The following is a 24,450-nucleotide window of genomic DNA, read 5'->3' as shown; positions in this document are numbered from 1 at the left end:
GTAATGATTGAAATGAAAGAGTGGGATGGATTCGAAGGACGTCTCTGGAAAGAAGAAATCAATGTTCGTCAGTTCATTCAGGACAACTACACTCCATATGATGGAGATGAGAGCTTTTTAGCTGAGCCGACAGATGCAACCAACAAGCTATGGGATGCACTTCAGAAATTACAGAAAGAAGAGCGTGCCAAGGGCGGCGTTCTTGATATGGAGACAGAGGTTGTAACCGGAATTACAGCTTATGGTCCGGGATATATCGATGAAAGCTTAAAAGATTTAGAGCAGGTAGTTGGTCTTCAGACTGACAAACCATTAAAGAGAGCTTTCATGCCATATGGTGGAATCAAGATGGCTGTTCAGGCATGTGAGACCTACGGTTATGAAGTAAATGATAAATTAAAAGAAATTTTCACCAAGTATCATAAGACACACAATACAGCAGTATTTGATGCTTATACACCGGAAATGATGAAGGTTCGTCATGCTAAGATTTTAACAGGTCTTCCGGATACCTACGGTCGTGGACGTATTGTAGGTGATTACCGCCGTGTAGCATTATACGGACTGGATTACTTAATCGCTGAGAAGAAGAAGGACAAAGCCAACTGCGGATGCGGACAGATGACAGATGATGTCATCCGTTTAAGAGAAGAAATTGCAGAGCAGATTAAATGTCTGGAAGACATGAAGAAACTGGCTGAGATTTACGGATATGATATTTCAAGACCTGCAACCAATGCAAAAGAGGCTGTTCAGTGGTTATACTTCGGATACCTTGCAGCAATCAAGACACAGAACGGTGCAGCGATGTCAGTAGGACGTGTTTCTACTTTCCTTGATATTTATATTAAGAGAGATATGGATAAGGGAATTCTTACTGAGCAGCAGGCTCAGGAGCTGATTGACCATTTCACAATGAAACTTCGTATGGTTAAATTCGCACGTATTCCTTCTTATAACCAGTTATTCTCCGGTGACCCTGTATGGGCAACCCTTGATGTAGCAGGAACAGGTGTAGACGGACGTTCCATGGTAACCAGGACAGACTTCCGTTTCCTTCATACTTTAGAGAATATGGGACCGGCACCGGAACCAAATCTTACTGTATTCTATTCATCCAGACTGCCACAGACCTTCCGTGATTATGCAGCACGTATCTCGATTGAAACAAGCTCAATCCAGTATGAAAACGATGATGCAATGAAACCGGTATGGGGCGATGATTATGCAATCTGCTGCTGTGTATCTGCTACACAGACAGGTAAAGAGATGCAGTTCTTCGGCGCTCGTGCAAACCTTGCAAAATGTCTGCTTTACGCAATCAACGGTGGTGTTGATGAAAAATCAGGCGAGCAGGTAGGACCAAACTACGCACCAATTACAGCTGAATATCTTGACTATGATGAAGTAATGGCAAAATATGACAAGATGATGGACTGGTTAGTAGACATCTATGTAAATACACTGAACCTGATTCAGTATATGCATGATAAATATTACTATGAAGCAGCAGAGCTTTCTCTGATGGATACCGACTTAAAGAGAACTTTTGCAACCGGTATTGCAGGATTTTCACATGTTATCGATTCTCTTTCTGCAATCAAATATGCAAAAGTAAAAGTCGTACGTGATGAGAACGGACTTGCAAAAGACTTCGAAATCGAAGGAGACTTCCCGAAGTACGGAAATGATGATGACCGTGCAGATGAAATCGGAGTATGGCTGCTTAAGACTTTCATGGATAAATTAAAGAAACATCATACTTATCGTGATTCTGAGCCTACAACTTCTATCCTTACCATTACTTCTAACGTAGTATATGGTAAAGCAACCGGAGCTATGCCGGATGGACGTAAAGCCGGCGAACCACTTTCACCGGGAGCTAACCCATCTTACGGTGCAGAGCAGAACGGACTTTTAGCTTCCCTGAACTCTCTGACCAAGCTTCCATATGAGTGGGCATTAGATGGTATTTCCAATACACAGACCATCAATCCTGGCGCACTTGGAAACAACGAGCAGGAAAGAATCGATAATCTTGTAAATGTAATGGACGGATACTTTGACCAGGGTGCTCATCATCTGAATGTCAATGTATTTGGCAAAGAAAAGCTTATTGATGCAATGGAGCATCCGGAGAAAGAAGAGTATGCAAACTTCACAATCCGTGTATCCGGCTATGCAGTTAAGTTCATCGACCTGACAAAAGAGCAGCAGCTTGATGTTATTGCCCGTACCTGTCATGAGCGTATGTAATTTAAGACAGTAACCGAACTGCGGGGAGCATGCGATTTTTCCACAATTCAGGTAAAGCAGAATGTGCAGGCTTAATGAAAAAAGCCTGCACATTTTTATAGGTTGTTAAGCATCCGTAAGTATTTTGGTGTATAGGAGGCAATATGAGTGAAATAAAAGGACACATCCATTCTGTAGAAAGCTTTGGTTCGGCAGACGGACCGGGTGTAAGATATATTGTATTTTTGAAAGGCTGTAACATGAGATGTCAGTACTGCCATAACCCGGATACCTGGGCAAAAGATGGCGGAGAGCTGATGACACCGGAAGAAGTGTTAAAAAAGGCACTTCGCTACAAAACTTATTGGAAAGAAAAGGGCGGAATCACCGTAAGCGGTGGAGAGGCTCTTTTACAGATAGATTTCGTAACAGAACTGTTCCGGCTGGCAAAAGAAAAAGGGGTAAATACCTGTCTCGATACCTCTGGCAATCCATTTTCCTTGGAAGAACCATTTAAAAGTAAATTTGATGAGTTGATGAAATATACAGACCTCTTTATGTTAGACATTAAGCATATGGATGATGCAGCACACCGGAAACTCACCGGACAGACGAATCAGAATATTTTGGAAATGGCAGCTTATTTATCAGACCATGGCAAAGCAATGTGGATCCGCCATGTGTTGGTGCCGGGTATTACAACAGAAGAGGATGAGCTTCACCGCTTAAGAAGTTTTCTTGATACCCTTAAGACAGTAGAGCGGGTGGAAGTGCTGCCATATCATACCTTAGGCGTCTTTAAATGGAAGGAACTTGGAATTCCATACCAGTTAGAAGGCGTAGACCCGCCTACAAAGGAGCAGATAGACCGGGCAAAAGAGATTCTTGGGGCACTGTAAAATAGATAAGCAGCATTACAGGAAAATAAAAAAGTAATGCTGCTTTTTAGATTCTGACGATAATGCGGGTAAGGTATTCACTTCGTTTATCCGTCATGGTAGCGTTAATCAATTCTTCTTCATAGAATCTGCCATCGGATGAAGTAATCTGGTGCTGCTTCATGTAGCTGCGCAGCCTGTCATAAGCGAGTGAAATATCATTCCAGTCTCCCAGGTGATAGGCGGCGAGACATTTAGAAGCCGGAAGAATCCGGTAAGGCATTTTCTTGGGAGGGGTCTGCATGGCAAGGCATACTTCGTGATAAAGATTGTGGGCACCCCGGGCAAGGTCACGTTCCATCTGGATATAAAGCACCGTAAAACCGGTAGTTTCCTTGCTTTCATAATAGGAGTTCAGAAGCTCACTGACTTTTACGGAGATGGTCTTATCATCGGAAGAACTGACAGGGTGTGCTGCAATATAAAATCCTGGCAGAGAGACTTCTTCAATGATATCCGGATTTGTAGTCAGGCTGGTTTTAATTCGTTTCTGCTGTCTTTGAATCCACTTCTGCTTTTCTTTTAATGCACGAATCTGCTGTTCGATGACAGCGTTTTCTTTCGTAAGAAGTGTGGCATAATTTTCCGGGCTTCGGTGTTCCATGTATTCTTTAATTTCCGGCAGAGGCATGCCAAGTTCCCGCAGCGTGATAATGGCATCTAACACATCCATCTGGCGGACGGTGTAGTAGCGGTAGTCATTGTCCCCTCTTGCTTCGGGTGAAAAAATGCCAAGCTGGTCGTAGTGAAACAGTGTATTCTTTGTAGTGCCCATCATCCTGGCAACTTCTCCGGTGGTCAGATATTCATTTCTACTCATTAAAAAAATCTCCTTGACTATATGGTTACCATATAGTTTATGATAGCAAATAGTGATTCATAAGACAAGGAGGTTATCATGTCGAATTCATTAAATCAGAACTTTAAAACATTATCCTTATTGAAATTTGCATTGCCATCTATGATTATGATGGTATTTATGTCATTGTATACAATCATAGATGGAATCTTTGTGTCAAGACTGGTAGGAGAAAGCGCTCTTTCTGCAGTCAATATTGTATGGCCGGTTATTTGTATTCTCATTGCAATCGGCGTTATGTTAGCAACCGGTGGAAGTGCAGTGGTAGCGAGAAAAATGGGTGAGGGAGATGAAAAGGGAGCGTGTGAGAACTTTACTTTTCTTGCAGTGGCAGGAGTTGCTGTAAGCCTGGTGCTGCTGGTTATTGTATTACTTTTTCATAAACCGATTGTATATGCATTAGGAGCAGACGACTCTTTATTCGAAAATGGGAAAACATATCTTATTGATATGATGTATTTTGGACCATGCTGCATTTTGCAGAGCTTATTTCAGTGCTTCTTTGTAACTGCAGGAAAACCTGCATATGGACTCGGACTGATTACTGCCGGAGGTGTAGCCAATGCAATCTTAGATTATGTCTTTATGGGGCCAATGCAGCTTGGCATTGCCGGAGCAGCTATTGCAACAGGCATCGGACAGATGATTCCTGCGGTAGTGGGAGTCATCTATTTCCTTGTGAAAAGAAAAGGACTTCATTTTACCCGCTTCCATTGGGATGGGAAAGCATTGTGGCAGTCCTGCACCAACGGTTCTTCCGAGATGGTAACGAACCTTTCCAATGCAGTAATTACATACCTTTTTAATATTATTCTGATGCGTATGGTTGGAGCAGACGGGGTAGCTGCAATTACCATTATTTTATACGGACAGTTTTTATTCAATGCGCTGTATCTTGGATTTTCCATGGGTGTGGCACCGGTTATCAGCTTCCAGTACGGAGCAAAGAACAGTGAAAAATTAAGTAACGTTTACCATATCAGTAACCGGTTTGTAAAAATATCCTCCGGCTTTATGGCGGTGGCATCCGTCCTTCTGGCGAAGCCGATTACATCAGTATTTGTCTCAGAAAGCAGTCATACCTTTGCAATGACAGTTACGGGATTTGCATTGTTTGGCATCAACTATCTTTTCAGCGGCTATAACGTATTTACCTCTTCGCTGTTCACGGCACTTTCTGATGGAAAAACATCTGCACTGGTATCCTTCAGCAGAACCTTTGTCTGTATTCTGGCCTCTTTACTGATTCTGCCGCAAATTATCGGATTAAAGGGAGTCTGGCTGGCAGTTCCGGTGGCAGAATTTGTGACATCAGGACTTTCTTTTTACTGTCAGAGAAGAAATTTATCGAAATACGGAATTTAAGAAACTTTTTTTTCATCTGGAACGTCTAATCTATAAAGAGTATAATGAATGGTAAAGAATGAATGGATAATACCATTTTAAGATAGTAAAGAGAGGATACGAAAGATGGTTTTTAGCAGCATAGCATTTATCATGTATTTTATGCCGGTATTTTTTCTGGTTTATTATATCCTGCCGGCTTCTTATAAGAATGCCTGGCTTTTCCTTGCCAGCCTTGGTTTTTATTACTATGGTGTCAGGGGAAATCCGGGTTATCTTTTACTTATGATTATGTCCGTGGTGGTCAATTTCGTGGCTGGAAAACTGATTGAGGCACAGAAGACGAAGCGGGCACGGAAAGCCTGGCTTGTGGTTGGAATCGTCTATGATTTAGGATGGCTCATTCTGTTTAAATATCTGGGCTTTCTTATAGAGAATCTGAATGCCCTTTTTGGTGCAATGCACGTTAAGGTACAGCTGGAAACATGGAATCTGATTCTGCCGATTGGAATCAGCTTTTATACGTTCCAGATTATTTCCTATCTGGTGGACGTGTACCGGAGGGAAACGAAAGCGGAAAAATCGTTGATTTCACTGGGAACGTATCTTTGCATGTTCCCGCAGTTAATTGCAGGACCGATTGTCAATTACCATCTGATTCAGGAACAGCTTCATAAGAGAAAACATTCCATGGTAAAGGTGGAATCCGGACTTAAGGTATTTGCACTGGGACTTGCTTATAAAGTATTGCTGGCAAACCGGGTGGGACATCTTTGGACAGAGGTGACAGCAATCGGTTATGAGAGCATTTCCACACCGCTGGCATGGATGAGCATTGTGGCATACAGCCTGCAGTTATATTTTGACTTCTATGGGTATTCCCTGATGGCAATCGGACTGGGGCGGATGATGGGCTTTGACTTTCCACAGAACTTTAACAATCCGTATATGGCAGTGTCCATGACGGATTTCTGGCGCCGCTGGCATATGACACTGGGTGGCTGGTTCCGGGAATATGTATACATTCCGCTGGGCGGCAACCGCGGTGGTTTTGCAAAGACCGTCCGCAATATGTTTGTGGTATGGCTTCTGACAGGGCTCTGGCATGGCGCAAGCTGGAACTTTGTACTGTGGGGACTTTTGCTTTTTGTCTTATTATTCGTGGAAAAAGCCGGACTTGGAAAAGTGCTGGAGCGGCATAAGGCGCTTGGCCATATTTATATGATACTCTGGATACCACTTTCCTGGCTGGTCTTTGTGATTACGGATTTAAGCCAGCTTGGCATTTATTTACAGAAATTATTCCCATTCTTTGGCAGTACCGGAACGGTATTGTTTCAGGGAGATTATCTGAAATATGGTAAGACCTATGGCATTTATCTGGTGCTTGGTATCCTGTTTGCAACAGGTGTTCAGGAGAAGCTCCTTAAGAAGAATAAGAACCGCCTCTGGGTGATTTTACTGCTGCTGGCATTATTCTGGGCGAGCGTATATTGTATGTATCTTGGAATGGATGATCCATTCTTATACTTCAGATTCTAGTGAGGAAATACGATGAAAAAATATAAATTTACTATACTTTTACTGCTGACATTTGTGATTGCATTCCCGGTGATTACCGTAAAGCTTGTAACTGCGGAGCAGGAGAAGAAGGCAAGGCAGGAAGAACTGGCACAGGTGACAGACACAGAAAAAGAGCCGGCGGAAGCAGTTGCCGGAACGGAAGAAAACAGCACAGATAAAGCCGGTACAGGACAAGAAGATATTGATAGTACAGAAAATACAGAAGATAAAACAGGTACCAAGGATAATGAAACGGTGGCAGATACGGAGCAGGAGGGAACCTTTACAACAGAGGATATCAGCTATTTTTCCGATGCTTTATTTATTGGAGATTCCAGAACAGTAGGATTATCGGAGTATGCAGACCTTGGGGATGCGGATGTATTTGCAACGATTGGCTTAAGTTCCTTTAAGCTGTTTGAAACAGAGGTGGATATGCCGGGCTATGGAAAAGAAACTTTGGATGAAGTGTTAAGCCGGAAAAATTACGGAAAGATTTATCTGATGCTAGGTATCAATGAACTGGGATATCCACATGCAAGCATAGAAAAGCAATATCGTGAAGTGGTAGAGAAAATACGGGAAATGCAGCCGGATGCCATTTTATTCTTAGAGGCGAGTCTTCATGTTTCCAAGGCAAAATCCGATTCGGACAGCCTTTATAACAATGCCAATATTGACTGGCTCAATGACGTGGTGGAGTCCTTATGTGACCAGAAGCAGACCTATTATATTGATGTGAATGAAATCTTTGATGATGGGGCAGGAAACCTCGATGCCCAGTATACCAGTGATGATGCCCATCCTCTAGGAAAATATTATGCCCAGTGGGCAGAATGGATTCTGACGAAAGCTATTGTAAAGGAAAAATAAGACCAAAACTCTTAGGAAAACGCAGTGGAAAACCGATGTATTATTTATAAAAGTGTATACAACAGTGAAAGAAATATCCGATAACCGGATAAGCGTTGCAGAAAGGCAAGGGAAGCGTATATGAATGGAATCAATACCAGTTTTGGGACACAGAGCTTATATCAGAATGACGGGACACAGGGAAGTGCAAAGTCAGATGATAAGAAGCAGGATAATAAGAATGACAGCAATGTAATAAAAGGTGCCGGTCTTAATCTGAATCAGACAGATCTGATTGGACAGAAGATGGCAAATGCCCAGAAAGAAGCATTAAAGAAGATTATGGATACATTTTCCGGTGAGCACGCAGTGGATGAAGAGATGGACGAGCGGCGTGCCCACATTAAGGAAATTGACAGCGAGATAAAAGATTATCAGAGTGAAATCCGCGACTTACAGAATAAGGAAGCTGAATTAAAGGGACGTTACCAGGTAGCGGATGGCAGCCAGGAAGAGGCAGACCTTGACCTTTTAAAGAAAGCCAGTACAGCAGAAGGAAGAAGCATGCTTTCCAAAGAAGAATTAGAGCATGTCTCAGAATTACAGAAAGGCGGAATGACAGACTATCAGAAAGAGTCCATGGACTACTATAAAATGGAGTCAGAATACAGAAGCAAGATAAAAGACCTTGGAAAGGAAAGAGCCGAGGATAACGGATACCTCCGGGCAGTACATACGGAACGGTTAAAGCATCATGATATGATAGACAGCCAGAAGGAAGCGGAAGAAATATTAGACAATGCATCCGATGAAGCAACATTAGGACTGATTGGGGAAGCAGTAGACCACATCGATGAGACCATCAAAGAAAATGAGAAAGATACGGATAAGAAGGATGCAGACAAGAAAGAGGATAAGAAGACTGATACAAAATTAGACAAGGAGACCCAGAGCAGCCTTTTAAAGAGTGAAGCAGAGAAAAAGGTTGCGGAGCATAAACTTGCCGAGGACGATATCAAAGGACTTGTCTATGATGAGCAGTTATAAACAAAATGGACAATTTGTGCTGTCAGATATACAAATTGTCGAAAAAGTATAACTTGACCATACAAAAAAAATCTATTGTATATGTCAAAAAAACGCATTGTTTCTTATACTAATAAATGTTAAAATACATAGAAGAAAAAAGAGGGAGGAAGTTAGCATGGCTTCATTCGTTGAAAACACACAGCACAAAGTAGAAAGAAAAGCTTTTGAGATAATGACCAATAGCATCGTAGGTAAGTTGACTAAGACAGATGATATCGCGAAAAGACAGGAAACATTCCTTGAACTTATTGATAAGGCAGAGACTTTCTGGGGAAATGGCGCAGACAAGGCAACATTGGATAAGGTCAGAGAGTATGTAAAGAATCCGGAGAACAGATGGGTGAAGTTTGTAAACCGTGTTCTGGATGAGACAAATCCAAATTATGCTAAGAAATTCCTTCTGAATTTAGGATATGAAGCATTTTTCCGTGGAACAAAGACAATCAGGGCAAACCGTGAGAAGTACAACTGTAATATTCCATGGCTGATTCTTTTTGACCCGACAGACGCATGTAATATGCATTGTGTAGGATGCTGGTCCGGCACATATGGCCACAAGAATAACATGTCCTATGAGGATATGGATAAGATTGTTACACAGGGTAAGGAACTTGGAACTTATCTTTACTTTATGACAGGTGGAGAACCGACTGTTCGTAAGAATGATATTTTAAAACTTGCTGAGAAGCATAATGATTGTATGTTCGGTCTTTTCTCCAACTCTACTCTGATTGATGAGGAGTTATGTAAGAAGATTGTAGAACTTGGAAATATTACATTCCTTCTTTCCATTGAGGGAACACCTGAGACAAATGATGGACGTCGTGGTGACGGACATTATGCAGCAGTTATGAAGGCAATGGATCTGTTGAAACAATATGGTATCATATTCGGAACTTCTATCTGCTATACCAGAGCCAATGTTGAGGCTGTTACCGATGAGAAATTCTTACGTTTCATTGCTGATAAGGGCGCACGTTTCGGTTTCTACTTCCATTATATGCCGGTAGGACAGAACGCAGCTCCGGAGCTGATGCCGACATTGGAACAGCGGGAAGAAATTATTAAGAAGATTCGCTGGGTTCGTACCGGAGACAATGATATCGGATTTTTCCCAATGGACTTCCAGAATGACGGAGAATTTGTTGGCGGATGTATTGCCGGTGGACGTAACTACTTCCATATTAATGCACAGGGAGACGCAGAACCGTGCGTATTTATCCATTTCTCGGATTCGAATATCCATGATAAGTCAATCCTTGAGATGCTGCAGAGTCCATTGTTTAAGGCATATCATGAAGGACAGCCATTTAACAGAAACCACCTGCGTCCATGTCCGATGCTTGAGAATCCAAAGCTCTTAAGAGAAATGGTAAACAAGACTGGTGCGAAGGGAACAAACGCTGAGGCAGAAGAGACTGTTGAGCATCTTTGCTCTAAGTGTGATCACTATGCAGAAGAGTGGGGACCGGTTGCAGACCGTATCTGGGCAGAACAGAAACATAAGAAAGCACCTTATGAGAACTATACGGAAGAAAAGAGAGAACATCCGGAACTTGCAGCATTTGAGCATGCGGATGGTTCCGATGGATTAAGAGATGAGGATCTTCAGTAATTAAATCAGATGATAAAATAGGACTAAATCAAGAGAAACCTTATACAACAAGGGTTTGAATGATTTAAGTCCTATTTTTTTGAAAGTCCGCGAGAGATAAGTAAAGCATCTTGAAGTCTTATACCTGATACAGTAAAATAGATACATCCGGCAACAGGGAGGTCTCAAATGAAACAGGAATCCATTACAATCATATGATGAAATAGTTTTCTCTTAAGATAACCGCAGCATAATATTTGAAATAAACTCCGTTTCCTCATTATAAAACCGGGTAGAACCATGATAACGTTCGGCAGTGGTTTGGATAGAAAGAAGTCCAATACCGCTGCCGCTTTCTGTTGTAGACAGAAACTGCCCGTTCATCTTTTTTACAATTCCATTGAAGCTGTTTACCATTGTGATATATATGGTGCCCGGACTGTTAAGGTCAGAACTGAGGTGGATATATCTATTTTCCACCGGAACCTGACAGCAGGCATGGATGGCATTTTCCAAAAGATTGCCGAAAAGCAGGCTTAAGTCTACATCAGAAATAGAAATCTTCCGGGGAACAATAACCTTAAAATCCATTTTGATATGACAGGATTCTGCAAGGGAAGCATAGTAACTGATAACTGCATTCACAGCCATGTTTTGGCAGAAAAGATACTGCATGGAATGTCTTCCGGTTTCCATCTGGTAGTCAGCCATATAATTTTTTAATTCTTCATATTGCCCGGATTGGGCCAGCTCCTGCATAACTGCAATGGTATGTTTGAAATCATGCCGCTCCTGACGGGACTGATCGAGATAATTCTGAAGCTTGACATACTGGCTTGCCTGGGCGCGGTACATAATCGAAGTGGTATCTGCTTTGATTTTCTGTGCAGTTGTAACGGCAATGAGATAAAGCAGAATCTGGAAGGTTATAAAAAAGATAAAAAGAACCACCTCGATAACCATGGCAATTACAAATACCCGGCCTACACGGATATTGTTGTAGTCCTTAGGCAGCATAAAGATATTACAAAAAGTAATAATGGCAGGAATAATCCATGTAAGCCACCAGAATAAAGGCTGATTTACATTTTCGAAAATCCATTTCAGCTTATCTTTTATGACGATAAATACGAACATAATAAGAAAGCTGATGGCGTATTGTAAGAGCAGTCCCGGAACAGAGCTGTCATCTACATTGGAAGAAGGGACGGTATAAGCAATGATATAATCGTTGGCAATGCAGCCAAAGGAAAGGGCTGCGGTGGCACATAAAAATAAATACCAGAGCTTTAGATTACTCAGGCGGACCGTAATAAAATATACAATAAGGCATACGGACAGGAGTGGGAAAAAGAACAGATTTGCATCATAATTCCCGGTGGATTCAACGCAGCCTAAAATCAGACAAATTGCAGTCATAACCGGAATCAGAACAGAAAAGAGTTTCCGCAGGGGAATTGATATCCAGTCAGCAACCGGAACGATGCAGATAAAAATACCCGGGAAAATAACTCCGTAATGGGCTGCGGCAATCAGAACAGTAAAAGGATTCATGACAGACCTCCGTGTAAAAGTGACTTTGTGCGTTGGGTAAATTGCCAGGTAATATAAGTCTGCTGAAGGGTATTAGACTGCTTTTTGTTCATGGAAAAGGATGCTCCATCATTCATCATGCAGACTGCTCCGTCCATGGAAGAAACATAGTCCAGATTTACCATAACACCACGGTTAATGGTCAAAAAACGTTCATCCTCCGAAAGCGTGCGGGTAACATCCCGAAACAGCATACGGCAGCGGATTTCTTCGCTGGTATGAATAATAAGATAGTTTGAATCTGAAATAATATATTGAATGTCCGAATAAAGAATCGGAAGCTTCGTCTTGTTGGTATTTACGGTCAGAAATAAATGGGAATCCAAAACAGGACGGACAGCCAGAAGGTCATCTAATAACGGATGGATGGCAGCTTTGGTAATCGGTTTTTGCAGATAGTCGAAAGCGTGGACATGCAAAGCTTCCACATGATATTCCGAGCTGGAGGTCAGAAAGACAATCGGTGTCTTCGGTGAAATCCTGCGAAAAGAAACCGCAAGGTCAATCCCGTTTGCTTCCTTAAGATAAATATCGAATAGCACAAAATCATAGGAATTCGAGGCGGCAGACAACAAAAAAGCATCCCCTTCGGTAAAGGTATCACAGCAGACCGTTATGTTATGGCTGCCGCACCAGTCCCGGATGAGCAGCTCTGTCATATGTATTTCTTCTATATTGTCATCAACAATTGCAAACCGCAATAAGATAGCCTCCTTTCGATTTCATGGCTTTTCAGGCATTATTATAGCATACCTGTCGAAAAAATACGAATCTTTCATCCCACTAAAGTGCTTTTCATCCCACCCCGATTGACAAGCCTTCAAAAAGAATGGTATAAAGGAAATTGGTATACAAATTCATTTTGAAAAATATTTCGTAAGAGAAAAATAAATTTGGGAGGTAACTTATGAAATTAAAAAAGAAAACATGTGGAATCTTGGCAGTGTTACTGCTGCTGATGACTGTATTTACCGGAATGCAGGAAGTAATACCGGTACATGCAGAGGGACTGAAGGTATCCATAAACGGAACGGAACTAGAGGATGGCAGATACTATGAATTCGGAGGAAGCAGAGGGAGTGGAACCATGAGTGAATGTGACCCGGCGGCTCTTCCGGGAGCATATATCTATTATAGTGCAGGTATAATGGAAGTAAAAGGAAGTGTAAAAATATATTCGAACGGAGGAAGTTCAACAGAAATCTTAAAGATTGAAAATGGAACCCTGACATTGAAAGGGGATGGTAACTTTTATTTGACAAATGATAATGATACGGAAACATTGGTTACAGGAACTGCAGATGCAGTACTTAAGGCGGATGAATATACCGGAGATATTCAAGTTTCTGGAAGGGGTGGAAATGCTCTTATAAAGGGACTTTCTCTGGTGGACTTAAAAACCGCCGGGGAGATAACTTTAGATGCAGACGATGTTACTGGTGATGTATTTATCTCTGCCGGTTCAGTTAAGCTTGAGGCGGATCAGTTGGACATCTATTTATCAGGTGGAGCGGTGAAGTATCTGATAGAGGCAACGGATGAGCAGAACGGAGAAATCAGCCTGAAAAAGACTGGTTCCCTGAATTCGTTTGATCTGGTAAATGGAAATAATATAAATGTAACAGAGGCATTTTTTAAAGCAAAAGATACATTTCTGTCATCCAATGGAAACAGTAATTCGAACAGTTCGAGTGGCAGGATAGTTCTTGTGGGTGAAACAATAGCAGAAGGCAATCTTGAATTAGAAACAGTAAAAGATGTAACAATCCGCGCAAAGAAGACTGCGGTAAAAGGAAATCTCGCTGTCAATGCAGAAAATGGATATGGTGTTGAGATAACCAGTGAAGGGGGAGCGGTATCAACCGGAAGTACAGAGATTACGGCACCTTCATTAGTTGTTATGCTGCAGGCAAATGGAGATGCTGCCATAATCGAAGGAAATGCAAAGATAAATGCAAATAGAATATCCATGCAGAGTGCGAACAATGCAGCAATTGCAGGGGATGCAGACCTTCAGGCACGAAATTACATTACACTTCTGGGAGCAGAAGGGCATTCTGTAATAGGGGGAAGCAACATTTTAATGAATGCAGCAGGCGGTGAGCTTTCCATATCCAGAACCGGAAGTGCTGCTACCGGTACTCCGCCACTTCTGGGAGGAACATTGCAGACGCAGAATGATATCGTAAAATATAGCGATGGCGGGGAAAACTGGGTACAGATAATGGCAACCGGCGAGACATATGATGCAGATAACTGTGAACATCCGATTTTAGCAGGATATTCCGGCAGATGTATGGTCTGTGGAGAATATGACATAGAATATGCAGAGCTGATTGGAACGGATGGAACGACTAAGAGAATGCTGAATGGAGACTTCGGTGGAACCGGAGCACGTAATGATTTCAGATACCTGGAAGATGGAGATACCATCAAATTTGTGAAAGATATTTATGGAAATGGAAGAACCGCAGCAATCGGAGACAGTAAAGCCGTAACCCTTGACCTGAACGGACATACATTGATTCTGGATACGATTTCCTCAGGGAACAATCTTACCATTGCAAATGGTAATTATAAGGGAAAGATTACCAATGGCGGTGTCGGACTTACAAAGGAACTGACCTTTAAAAATGCAAAAGCAGCACTGACTGATTTACAGTGGATGACGAACAGTGGAGTAAAGCTTGAGGGAAGTGAAGTTACAGTATCCGGAAATGACGGTTCTGGACGGTGCTGGTTAGAGAAGCTTACAATGGATGAAGATTCAAAGCTGGTATTAAAGAATGTGAGTCAGGGCATTTCGAATTATGCCAACGTTGCTCTGGAAGAAAGTCTCGGAACAATCCGGGGATTCCTGCCAAAAGATTATTCTATTGCAAATAGGAAGAGAAATCCTGCAGATGCTGATTACAGAAATACCATTGTGGATGCAGATGGTCAGATTGCCCAGAATGTGGAGCTTCGTTATCGCAAGATGACAGATGCAGATTTATCGGCAACATTGAATCCAACGACCTATACTTATGATGGAACAGCAAAGGAACCGGAAGTACTTGTGGTATATGACGGACAGACACTGACAAAGGATACGGATTATACCGTTGCTTATTCGGATAACAAAAATGCAGGAAATGCAGAGGTAACAATAACAGGTATTGGAGTGTATCATGAAGCAGCACATCTGCAGTTTACGATAGGGAAGGCAGGTCAGGCGGCACCAACAGGACTGAAGGCTGTAAATACCAGTAAAACAGGTGCAAGTGATGGAGCCATTGAAAACCTGACTACTGCAATGGAATACAGCACAGATGAAATTCATTGGACCAAGGTTACAGATGGTACAAAGATAAGCCAGCTTGCAGCGGGTGACTATTTCGTACGGTATGCAGAGACAGGAAACTATCTGGCTTCTGCATCTACAAAGGTGACAGTTGCCGTAAAGGAAGCCCCTTCCACTGGAAACGGTTCCAATCCAGGTGAAACCACAGGCAGTAATGGAACTACAGGCAGCACTGGAACGAACGGTTCCGGCACAGTAGCGGGAACTTCAAATAGAAGCAGCTCTGATGCAGCCGGTTCCAATACGGCAGCCCTGACGGGAACAACACAGAAGACTGCAACCATAAAAACTGGTGATGAAACACCGGTTGGAAGAATACTGCTTCTGATGTTTTCCGCAGCTGGATTGATGGTTGTGGCAGCTGCTGGCAGAAAGAAATATTGTTAATTGTTTAAGAAGGCACGCAGCGCATCCTTTTGTGCTTTATAATCACTGATTCCTAAATCATAAAGCTCCTGCATGATTTTCGGGTCAGTGGTAAAAGTGCCAATCTTAACCTGATGGGACGGTGCAAAGAGAAATGCCCGTCCTTCTTTTTGTAATTTTGCAGCAACTTCTACCGAGTGCCGGTAATTTAAGTGTCTGTTATCAATTGCAGTAATCGTATTTGGAAATTTCCGTAACATCTTTTTGTAAAGAAAACGGTAACTCTCCGGCTGCTTGACATAGCCAAGTGGACGGCAGTAGATAATTACTACCTTGTCGCAGCCATCTGCAATGGCACGTTCAACCGGAATGGAATCTGCAACACCGCCATCATAGTAATAATTGCCGTGAAAAGAAATCGGTTTGCAGAAGCCCGGAAGGGCACAGGTTGCCATAATGCCGCGGTAATCATCACGGCCTAAATCTTCTTTGGAAAAATATTCTGCCTTTCCGGTGGCAGCATTGGTTGCCGGAAAATGAAATTCACTTGGATTTGCTGCTAAGGCATCATAATCCAGCGGGTCGTTTCCTGTGGAATTGGTTAAGGTTCCGTAAATATATTGAAGCCCGAAGAGAGAACCGGTTTTAATCAGATTTTTGATACTGATGTAGCGGGGGTCTTTTACATGCTCTATATAGAAACGCAGATTACGACCACGTTGCCCGGCAAGGTAAGAAGCAGTATTTGCCGCACCGGCAGATACACCCATACAATAATCAAATGTAACATTGTCGTCTAAGAAGGCATCCAGAATTCCGGCACTGTAAGCGCATTTCATACCGCCGCCTTCTACAATCAATCCAGATTTTTCCATGGTATCACCTCTTGAGATATACTTCGTTAATTTTTTCACATATAGTTTAGCACATTGAAGAAGAATGTCAAAATACATTTTTTATTGTATGTATATTCCGGGAAAATATAAGAGTTTGCGGCATTCGGGCTGCTACCCATATGTCACTGCATTGTTAAGAGTCTCTAAGAATTTCATGAAATATAAAAAAAGTTCCGGCAACCGGCACAAATTCACATCCATGTTCATCTGTGCCTTGCTGGCACGTCCATGTGCCAGCATTGCCAGTTTTGGTGAGAAATTCTAAGAGTCTCTAAACAATTTCGTTAATATATGGGTAGCAGCCCGAATGCCGCAAATTGATATAATTTCCCCGGAATAATCCACACAGAATCTCCTTCCGGTCGTTGAAACCTTCCGCAAAAAACGCTATAATATGAGACAGTGATAAAAGGCGAAGAATAGAAACAGCGGAAGAGAGGAAACGGGAATGGCATTTGCCCATTTACATGTACATACAGAATACAGTCTGTTAGACGGTTCAAATAAAATAAAAGAATATGTGGAGAAAATCAAGGCACTTGGCATGACAGCAGGGGCGATTACCGACCATGGTGTTATGTATGGTGTCATTGATTTCTATAAGGCAGCCAGGGAGGCGGGAATTAACCCGGTTCTTGGCTGTGAAGTCTATGTGGCTCCCGGCTCCAGATTAGACCGCGAGATGGTACATGGAGAGGACAGATACTATCATCTTGTGCTTCTGGCAGAGAATAACACAGGCTATAGCAATCTGATGAAAATTGTATCCAAAGGCTTTGTGGAGGGATACTATTATAAGCCGCGTGTGGACATGGAAGTGTTAGAAAAATACCATGAGGGAATCATTGCCTTAAGTGCCTGTCTGGCAGGTGAAGTACAGCGTAATCTGGTACGTGGAATGTATGAAGAAGCAAAAGAAGTAGCTTACCGCTATGAACGCTGTTTTGGAAAAGGCAATTTCTTTTTAGAGCTGCAGGATCATGGAATTCCGGAGCAGAAGCTGGTAAACCAGCAGCTTCTCCGCATGAGTCAGGAGACCGGAATTGAGCTGGTAGCAACCAATGATGTGCATTATACCAATGCAGAGGATGCAGAGCCTCATGACATCCTGCTCTGTCTTCAGACCGGAAAGAAATTAGCGGACGAAGACAGAATGCGCTATGAAGGTGGACAGTATTATGTCAAATCCGAAGAGGAAATGAAATCACTTTTCCCATATGCACTACAGGCACTGGAAAATACCCAGAAGATTGCAGACCGCTGTCATGTGGAAATTGAATTCGGACATACCAAGGTGCCGCATTTTGAGGTGCCGGAAGGCTATGATTCCTGGACTTATTTAAATAAATTGTGTCATGAAGGACTGGATAAGCGGTATGGAGCCGATGCACCAAAATATTTACAGAAATTAGATGACGAGCTTGCCGTTATTAAAAATATGGGATATGTGGACTATTTCCTGATTGTGTGGGACTTTATCCATTATGCGAGAGAGCATGATATTATGGTGGGACCGGGACGAGGCAGTGCCGCAGGAAGCCTTGTTTCTTACACCACCGGAATTACAGATATTGACCCGGTTCGTTACAATCTGATTTTTGAGCGTTTCTTAAATCCGGAACGTGTATCTATGCCCGATATTGATGTGGACTTCTGCTTTGAACGAAGACAGGAAGTTATTGATTATGTGGTAGAAAAATATGGCAAGGACTGTGTGACACAGATTGTAACCTTTGGTACGCTGGCAGCCCGTGGAGTAATCCGTGATGTGGGGCGTGTTATGGATTTGCCTTATAATTTTGTGGATACGATTGCCAAGGCAATTCCAAATGAACTGGGAATTACCATTGATAAGGCACTGTTGATGAACCCGGAACTTCGGGGCATGTATGAATCCGACGAGTCAGTAAAGAAACTTATCGATATGTCAAGAAGATTAGAAGGTCTGCCGAGGCATACGTCCATGCATGCAGCAGGCGTGGTAATCAGCCAGAAACCAATGGATGAATATGTTCCGTTGTCAAGAGCATCCGATGGCACCATAACCACACAGTTTACCATGACTACCATTGAAGAATTAGGACTTCTGAAAATGGATTTCTTAGGACTCCGGACACTGACTGTAATCCAGAATGCAGTCCGTCTTGCAGAAAAGAGCAGCGGTAAAAAAATTGATATGAATGCCATTGATTATAACGATAAGAAAGTGCTAGACTCTCTTGGAACCGGAAAAACCGATGGTGTCTTCCAGTTGGAAAGTGCCGGAATGAAGAACTTCATGAAAGAGTTGAAGCCGCAGAGCTTAGAGGATGTTATCGCAGGCATTTCTCTTTACCGTCCGGGTCCAATGGACTTTATTCCGGCTTATATCAAGGGAAAAGACCACCCGGAAAGCATTACCTATGACTGCCCGGAATTGGAGCCGATTCTGGCGCCGACCTATGGCTGTATCGTATATCAGGAACAGGTTATGCAGATTGTACGTGACCTCGCCGGTTATACATGGGGCAGATCTGACCTGGTGCGCCGTGCCATGTCTAAGAAAAAAGGCAAGGTAATGGAGCAGGAGCGGAAGAACTTTGTCTATGGTAATCCGGAAGAAAATGTTCCGGGCTGTATTGCAAGAGGAATCAATGAAAAAGTGGCAAACAAGATTTACGATAACATGATTGACTTTGCCAAATACGCATTTAATAAATCCCATGCGGCAGCTTATGCAGTGGTTGCATATCAGACCGCATATTTGAAATACTATTATCCGGTAGAGTTTATGGCAGCGTTAATGACATCAGTCTTAGACAATACTTCCAAAGTCTCAGAATATATCTACACCTGCCGCCAGATGGGAATCGCAATTCTGCCGCCGGATATCAATGAAGGCGAGGGTGGTTTCTCCGTATCCGGTCAGGCAATCCGCTATGGACTTTCTGCCATTAAGAGTATCGGAAGACCGGTGATTGATGCCATTGTGGAGGAGCGTAAAATCCGTGGACCGTTTACCACGTTAAAGGATTTTATTACAAGACTTTCCGGAAGAGAAGTGAATAAACGGACCATAGAAAACTTTATCAAAGCGGGAGCCTTAGACGGACTGGAAGGAAACCGCCGTCAGAAGATGATGATATACGGTTCTCTTTTGGATGCACTGAATCAGGAAAAGAAGACCACAATGGCTGGTCAGATGACACTTTTTGATATTGCACCGGAAGAGGACAAGGCAGAGTACGAAATCAAGCTTCCGAATGTAGAAGAGTATGACAAAGAAGTGCTTCTTGGCTTTGAAAAGGAAGTCCTGGGCATATATATCAGCGGACATCCGCTGGAAGAATATATGGAGCGTTTAAAGAAGAATACCAATGCCGTTACCACAGACTTTGTACTGGATGAAGAGACCGGAACCCTTAAGGTATCGGATGGCGCAAAGGTACGTATCGGTGGAATGATTACCGATAAAGTCATCAAGTATACCAAGAGTAATAAGGCGATGGCATTTATTACGTTAGAAGATCTGGTGGGAACAGTGGAAATCATCATTTTCCCGAAGGATTATGAGCGTTATGCAAAATATCTTGAAAATGATGCCAAAGTATTTGTGGAAGGCCGTGTAACTGCAGAAGAAGACCGTAACGGCAAGCTTATTTGTGAGAAAATCATTTCCTTTGATGAAGTGAAACGGGAGCTGTGGCTGCAGTTCCCAAGTAAGAGCGATTTCGAAGAAAAAGAAGGTGCTCTTTATGGGAAAATGATGGATGCCGATGGCTCAGAGCATGTCGTTATTTATCTTGCAGCAGAAAAACAGATGAAGCGTCTGCCGGAAAACAGAAATGTTGCAATTACAAAAGAGCTTTTAGAAGATCTTGGGAATTTCTTAGGTAAAGATAATGTAAAAGTTGTAGAAAAGTCGTTGTAGCCATTGCAAAACCACAGTTTAAGGATTAGAATAAAAATGATTGGATAAAGAACAAAGAGAAGTGTTTACATATAGGAGGTAACAGGGAATGTCAAAAGAAATTCAGACAATTGGTGTTTTAACCAGTGGCGGGGATGCTCCGGGCATGAACGCTGCTATCCGTGCAGTAGTAAGGGAAGCTATTGCAAAGGGAAAGAAAGTAAAAGGAATTAAGAGAGGTTATGCAGGTCTTTTGCAGGAAGAGATTATTGATATGGAAGCAAAAGATGTAGCAGACATTATCCAGAGAGGTGGAACAATTTTACAGACTGCACGTTGTCAGGAATTCGTAACACCGGAAGGACAGCAGAAGGGTGCTGAAATCTGCAGAAAACATGGCATTGATGGAATTATCGTAATCGGTGGAGACGGTTCCTTTAAGGGCGCACAGAAGCTGGCAGCACTTGGAATCAACACCATCGGATTACCGGGAACCATTGACCTTGATATTTCCTGTACCGATTATACCATCGGTTTTGATACCGCAGTAAATACTGCCATGGAAGCCATTGATAAGGTACGTGATACCTCAACCTCCCATGAGCGCTGCTCCATCATTGAAGTAATGGGCAGAGGCGCAGGCTACATTGCACTGTGGTGTGGTATTGCCAATGGAGCAGAGGATATCCTGCTTCCGGAGAAATATGATTATGACGAGCAGAAGCTTGTAAATAATATTATAGAGAACAGAAAACGTGGAAAGCAGCATCATATTATTGTAAATGCAGAAGGTATCGGTCATTCCGCAAGCATGGCAAAGAGAATTGAAGCAGCAACCGGAGTTGAAACTAGAGCGACCATCTTAGGACATATGCAGCGTGGTGGAAGCCCGACCTGTAAAGACCGTGTTTATGCATCTACCATGGGATGCATTGCCGTAGATTTGCTGTGCGAAGGCAAATCCAACCGTCTTGTAGCATATAAAAATGGTGAATTCGTAGATTATGATATTGACGAGGCACTGGCAATGACCAAATCCATTCCGGAATATCAGTATGAAATTTGTAGAAATCTTTCCAGATAGGATGTTATTATGATTACCAGTACAGCAAATCCGCAGGTAAAAAATTTAATTCAGTTAGTAAAAAAAGCCAAAGTTCGTAATGAACAGAGGCTTTTTGTTGTGGAAGGAATCCGTATGTTCCGGGAAATCCCGGAAGGCTGGCTTGATAGAATTTATGTTTCCGAGCATTTCATGGAAGAGGAATCCCATGTAAAAGTTCTGCAGGGAAAAAATTATGAAGTACTTGTCAATCATGTGTTTGAAAGTGTGTCCGATACCAAGACACCGCAGGGAATCCTTTGTCTTGTGAAAATGCCGGATTATACCTTAGAAGAAGTAATACCAAAGGAAAATGCCCATCTTCTGATTCTTGAAAGTATTCAGGATCCGGGCAATTTAGGCACGATGTTCCGAACCGGAGAGGGAGCGGGAATCAGCGGAATTATCATGAACCGCACCACTGTAGATGTTTTTAATCCAAAGACCATCCGCTCCACTATGGGCAGTATCTTTCGCGTACCATTTTTCGTGACGGAAAACCTGCAGGATATATTGATGCAGTTAAAGTCCCGGAAAATAAAGCTTTACAGTGCCCATCTGCAGGGCAGTGTTTCTTATGAGGAGCCGGATTATAAAGAACCCACAGGCTTTTTAATTGGAAATGAAGGAAATGGATTATCGGATGAGATTGCCAGAATGGCAGATACCTATATCCACATTCCAATGGCAGGAAAAGTAGAATCACTGAATGCAGCAATTGCGGCAACACTGCTGATGTATGAGGCAGCACGCCAGAGGAGGTAAGGGATGTTCCGGTTATGGGCAAAAGAATTTAAAGACAATCATATGTTAAAGGATACCACCATCTGTGATGACTCCGGGGATACCAGAACCCATAAGGTGTTCCGGGCATTAGATGAGGTGTGCTATACCTTTGATTTGGGAAAACCAATCTGGTTAGACCGCAATGTGGATGAATTTAAGCGGCATGCAAAGACCAGGTTTTATCAGGATAATTTTGTGGAAGAAATTGAATTTGATTTTTTGGAAATTCATGTGATTGAAGAGGATTAAGTAACTGTGTCAGGAGGAAAGAAAATGGAAGGGCAGATGCGCCGGGATACCATCATTAAGATGCTGGGGGAGAAGGGAAAACCTTTGTCCGGAACAGAATTGGCAAAAGAATTAGGAGTCAGCCGTCAGGTGATTGTACAGGATATTGCATTGCTTCGTGCAGTAAATAAGAATATTTTAAGCACCAACAAAGGCTATGTGCTTTATGACCCTTCGGAAGAGACACAGAAAGCAAGAAGAACCATTGCAGTAAGCCACAGTGATGAACAGACACAGGATGAGCTTTATACCATCGTGGATTTCGGTGGGAAAGTCTTAGACGTCGTAATCGAGCATGATATTTACGGACAGATAACGGTGGATCTGATTTTAAAAAGCCGTCAGGATGTGGACGAATTTATTGCAAAGGTTGCAAAGAGCAAGGCAAAGCCGCTTAAGACACTGACTGGAAATAAACACTTTCATACCGTAGAAGCAGATTCAGAACAATTACTTGACATCATAGAAGAAAAATTACGGGAAAAAGGCTACGCAAGATAACAGCTTGACTTTTTTTCTCGATATGGTAAACTACTCCTTGACTGACAAGACAACTGACAAGACAGCTGAAGTCAAGGAGGAAGAAAAATGGAAAAGATAAAAGCGTTCTTAAAACGCAAAAATATTATTATCTCAGCAAAAAGATATGGCATTGATGCCTTAGGTGCAATGGCACAAGGTCTTTTTGCTTCTCTTTTAATTGGAACAATTATCAGTACAATTGGTGAGCAGGCTGGCATCCAGCTTCTGGTGGACATCGGTGGATATGCCAAAGCAGCAACCGGTCCGGCAATGGCAATCTCCATTGGTTTTGCTTTGCAGTGTCCACCACTGGTGCTTTTTTCACTGGCAGCCGTCGGTGTGGCCGCAAATACCCTGGGTGGAGCAGGCGGACCGCTGGCAGTATTGATTGTCACCATCTTTGCAGCCGAATTCGGTAAAGCAGTATCCAAAGAAACTAAAATTGATATTATCGTCACTCCGTTTGTAACCATTTTCATCGGAGCAGGCTTATCAATCTGGTGGGCACCGGCAATCGGAGCCGCAGCCAGTGCAGTAGGAAATGCCATTATGTGGGCAACCGAATTGCAGCCGTTCTTTATGGGAATTTTAGTCTCTGTAATTGTAGGTATCGCACTGACGCTGCCAATCAGCAGTGCTGCAATCTGTGCAGCTTTGGGACTGACCGGACTGGCAGGAGGAGCTGCAGTAGCAGGATGCTGTGCCAACATGGTAGGTTTTGCAGTACTGAGCTTCCGGGAAAATAAATGGGGTGGACTTTTCGCACAGGGAATCGGAACTTCCATGTTACAGATGGGAAATATCGTGCGGAATCCAAGAATCTGGCTTCCGGCAATTTTAAGCTCCGCCATAACAGGTCCAATAGCAACCTGCGTCTTCCATCTTCAAATGAACGGTGCAGCCGTAGCATCCGGAATGGGAACCTGTGGACTGGTTGGTCAGATTGGTATTTATACCGGCTGGATTAATGATATTGCATCCGACACCAAGGCAGCCATTACACCAATGGACTGGATTGGAATGCTGTTAGTATGCTTTATCTTACCGGGTGTTTTAACCTGGGCATTCGGTCTGTTCTTCCGTAAGATTGGCTGGATCAAAGAAAATGATTTGAAGCTCGATTTATAAGAAAGATTTAAGAAAATATAGATAAAAGTTATACCATAAGAAAATAAAAACAATACCTCTTGT

At 42.6% G+C, this 24,450-nt stretch carries 18 protein-coding genes; 14 read left to right on the top strand and 4 right to left on the bottom strand.

What is annotated here, in order from left to right; all coding sequences use genetic code 11:
• Window positions 1–3 precede the first annotated feature (3 nt).
• Both pflB and pflA read left to right on the top strand, forming a co-directional pair.
• Window positions 4–2,256 (top strand): formate C-acetyltransferase, encoded by a 2,253-nt coding sequence (gene pflB, locus DXB43_RS10790; RefSeq protein WP_117697969.1) that lies wholly within the window; start codon window positions 4–6, stop codon window positions 2,254–2,256.
• Window positions 2,257–2,399: 143 nt separating this feature from the next.
• On the top strand, window positions 2,400–3,134 hold the full coding sequence (gene pflA, locus DXB43_RS10785) for a pyruvate formate-lyase-activating protein (protein ID WP_117841722.1): 735 nt from the start codon (window positions 2,400–2,402) through the stop codon (window positions 3,132–3,134).
• A gap of 46 nt (window positions 3,135–3,180) precedes the next feature.
• Here pflA and DXB43_RS10780 read toward each other — a convergent pair whose 3' ends face one another.
• The gene (locus DXB43_RS10780; protein WP_117947553.1) at window positions 3,181–3,993 is read right to left on the bottom strand and encodes a MerR family transcriptional regulator; all 813 of its coding nucleotides are present in this window, start codon (window positions 3,991–3,993) and stop codon (window positions 3,181–3,183) included.
• 78 nt (window positions 3,994–4,071) lie between these two features.
• Here DXB43_RS10780 and DXB43_RS10775 point away from each other — a divergent pair, with 78 nt between their 5' ends.
• The 5 genes from DXB43_RS10775 (at window position 4,072) to DXB43_RS10755 (ending at window position 10,495) form a co-directional block, all read left to right on the top strand.
• A complete protein-coding gene (locus DXB43_RS10775) occupies window positions 4,072–5,397 on the top strand; it encodes an MATE family efflux transporter (RefSeq protein ID WP_117947552.1) in 1,326 nt (441 codons plus the stop codon).
• A gap of 105 nt (window positions 5,398–5,502) precedes the next feature.
• Window positions 5,503–6,918 (top strand): MBOAT family O-acyltransferase, encoded by a 1,416-nt coding sequence (locus DXB43_RS10770; protein ID WP_117841725.1) that lies wholly within the window; start codon window positions 5,503–5,505, stop codon window positions 6,916–6,918.
• Window positions 6,919–6,930: 12 nt separating this feature from the next.
• Window positions 6,931–7,812, top strand: coding sequence for a GDSL-type esterase/lipase family protein (locus DXB43_RS10765; RefSeq protein ID WP_117947551.1), 882 nt, complete (start codon window positions 6,931–6,933; stop codon window positions 7,810–7,812).
• Window positions 7,813–7,932: 120 nt separating this feature from the next.
• A complete protein-coding gene (locus DXB43_RS10760; RefSeq protein WP_117697975.1) occupies window positions 7,933–8,838 on the top strand; it encodes a hypothetical protein in 906 nt (301 codons plus the stop codon).
• A 157-nt stretch (window positions 8,839–8,995) separates the two neighbouring features.
• Window positions 8,996–10,495 carry a radical SAM protein gene (locus DXB43_RS10755; RefSeq protein ID WP_022242699.1) on the top strand — a complete coding sequence of 500 codons (1,500 nt, stop codon included), beginning with the start codon at window positions 8,996–8,998 and terminating at the stop codon, window positions 10,493–10,495.
• A gap of 213 nt (window positions 10,496–10,708) precedes the next feature.
• On the opposite strand, the gene DXB43_RS10750 is transcribed toward DXB43_RS10755, so the two are convergent.
• Entirely contained in the window at window positions 10,709–12,028 is a 1,320-nt protein-coding gene (locus DXB43_RS10750; protein ID WP_117947550.1) for an ATP-binding protein, read from the bottom strand.
• A complete protein-coding gene (locus DXB43_RS10745; RefSeq protein WP_117841728.1) occupies window positions 12,025–12,768 on the bottom strand; it encodes a LytR/AlgR family response regulator transcription factor in 744 nt (247 codons plus the stop codon). Before DXB43_RS10745 ends, DXB43_RS10750 begins: the two co-directional genes overlap by 4 nt.
• Before the next feature lie 206 nt (window positions 12,769–12,974).
• On the opposite strand from DXB43_RS10745, the gene DXB43_RS10740 reads away from it, so the two are divergent.
• Window positions 12,975–15,797 (top strand): hypothetical protein, encoded by a 2,823-nt coding sequence (locus DXB43_RS10740; protein WP_117947549.1) that lies wholly within the window; start codon window positions 12,975–12,977, stop codon window positions 15,795–15,797.
• Here the strand turns inward: DXB43_RS10740 and DXB43_RS10735 are convergent.
• Window positions 15,794–16,651, bottom strand: coding sequence for a patatin-like phospholipase family protein (locus DXB43_RS10735; RefSeq protein ID WP_022242317.1), 858 nt, complete (start codon window positions 16,649–16,651; stop codon window positions 15,794–15,796). The genes DXB43_RS10740 and DXB43_RS10735 overlap by 4 nt on opposite strands.
• Window positions 16,652–17,120: 469 nt before the next feature.
• Between DXB43_RS10735 and DXB43_RS10730 the strand changes: the two genes are divergently transcribed.
• The 6 genes from DXB43_RS10730 to DXB43_RS10705 all read left to right on the top strand — a co-directional run bounded on the left by DXB43_RS10730 (window position 17,121) and on the right by DXB43_RS10705 (window position 24,387).
• Window positions 17,121–20,582 carry a DNA polymerase III subunit alpha gene (locus DXB43_RS10730; RefSeq protein WP_117947548.1) on the top strand — a complete coding sequence of 1,154 codons (3,462 nt, stop codon included), beginning with the start codon at window positions 17,121–17,123 and terminating at the stop codon, window positions 20,580–20,582.
• Between the two features lie 88 nt (window positions 20,583–20,670).
• Window positions 20,671–21,645, top strand: a complete 975-nt coding sequence (gene pfkA, locus DXB43_RS10725; RefSeq protein WP_117841732.1) for a 6-phosphofructokinase — start codon at window positions 20,671–20,673, stop codon at window positions 21,643–21,645.
• 9 nt (window positions 21,646–21,654) lie between these two features.
• Complete coding sequence (locus DXB43_RS10720) at window positions 21,655–22,428, top strand: TrmH family RNA methyltransferase (RefSeq protein ID WP_117947547.1); 774 nt, start codon at window positions 21,655–21,657, stop codon at window positions 22,426–22,428.
• 3 nt (window positions 22,429–22,431) lie between these two features.
• Window positions 22,432–22,698, top strand: coding sequence for a hypothetical protein (locus tag DXB43_RS10715; RefSeq protein WP_022242313.1), 267 nt, complete (start codon window positions 22,432–22,434; stop codon window positions 22,696–22,698).
• Between the two features lie 24 nt (window positions 22,699–22,722).
• Entirely contained in the window at window positions 22,723–23,238 is a 516-nt protein-coding gene (locus DXB43_RS10710; protein ID WP_022242312.1) for a transcription repressor NadR, read from the top strand.
• An 87-nt stretch (window positions 23,239–23,325) separates the two neighbouring features.
• Window positions 23,326–24,387 carry a PTS transporter subunit IIC gene (locus tag DXB43_RS10705; RefSeq protein ID WP_117947546.1) on the top strand — a complete coding sequence of 354 codons (1,062 nt, stop codon included), beginning with the start codon at window positions 23,326–23,328 and terminating at the stop codon, window positions 24,385–24,387.
• Window positions 24,388–24,450: the final 63 nt, after the last annotated feature.

The organism is Roseburia sp. OM04-10BH (assembly GCF_003462605.1).
Lineage (GTDB): Bacteria > Bacillota > Clostridia > Lachnospirales > Lachnospiraceae > Roseburia_C > Roseburia_C amylophila.
Note: the sequence above shows the minus strand (reverse complement) of the source record. Positions and strands in the feature narration are given on the sequence as shown.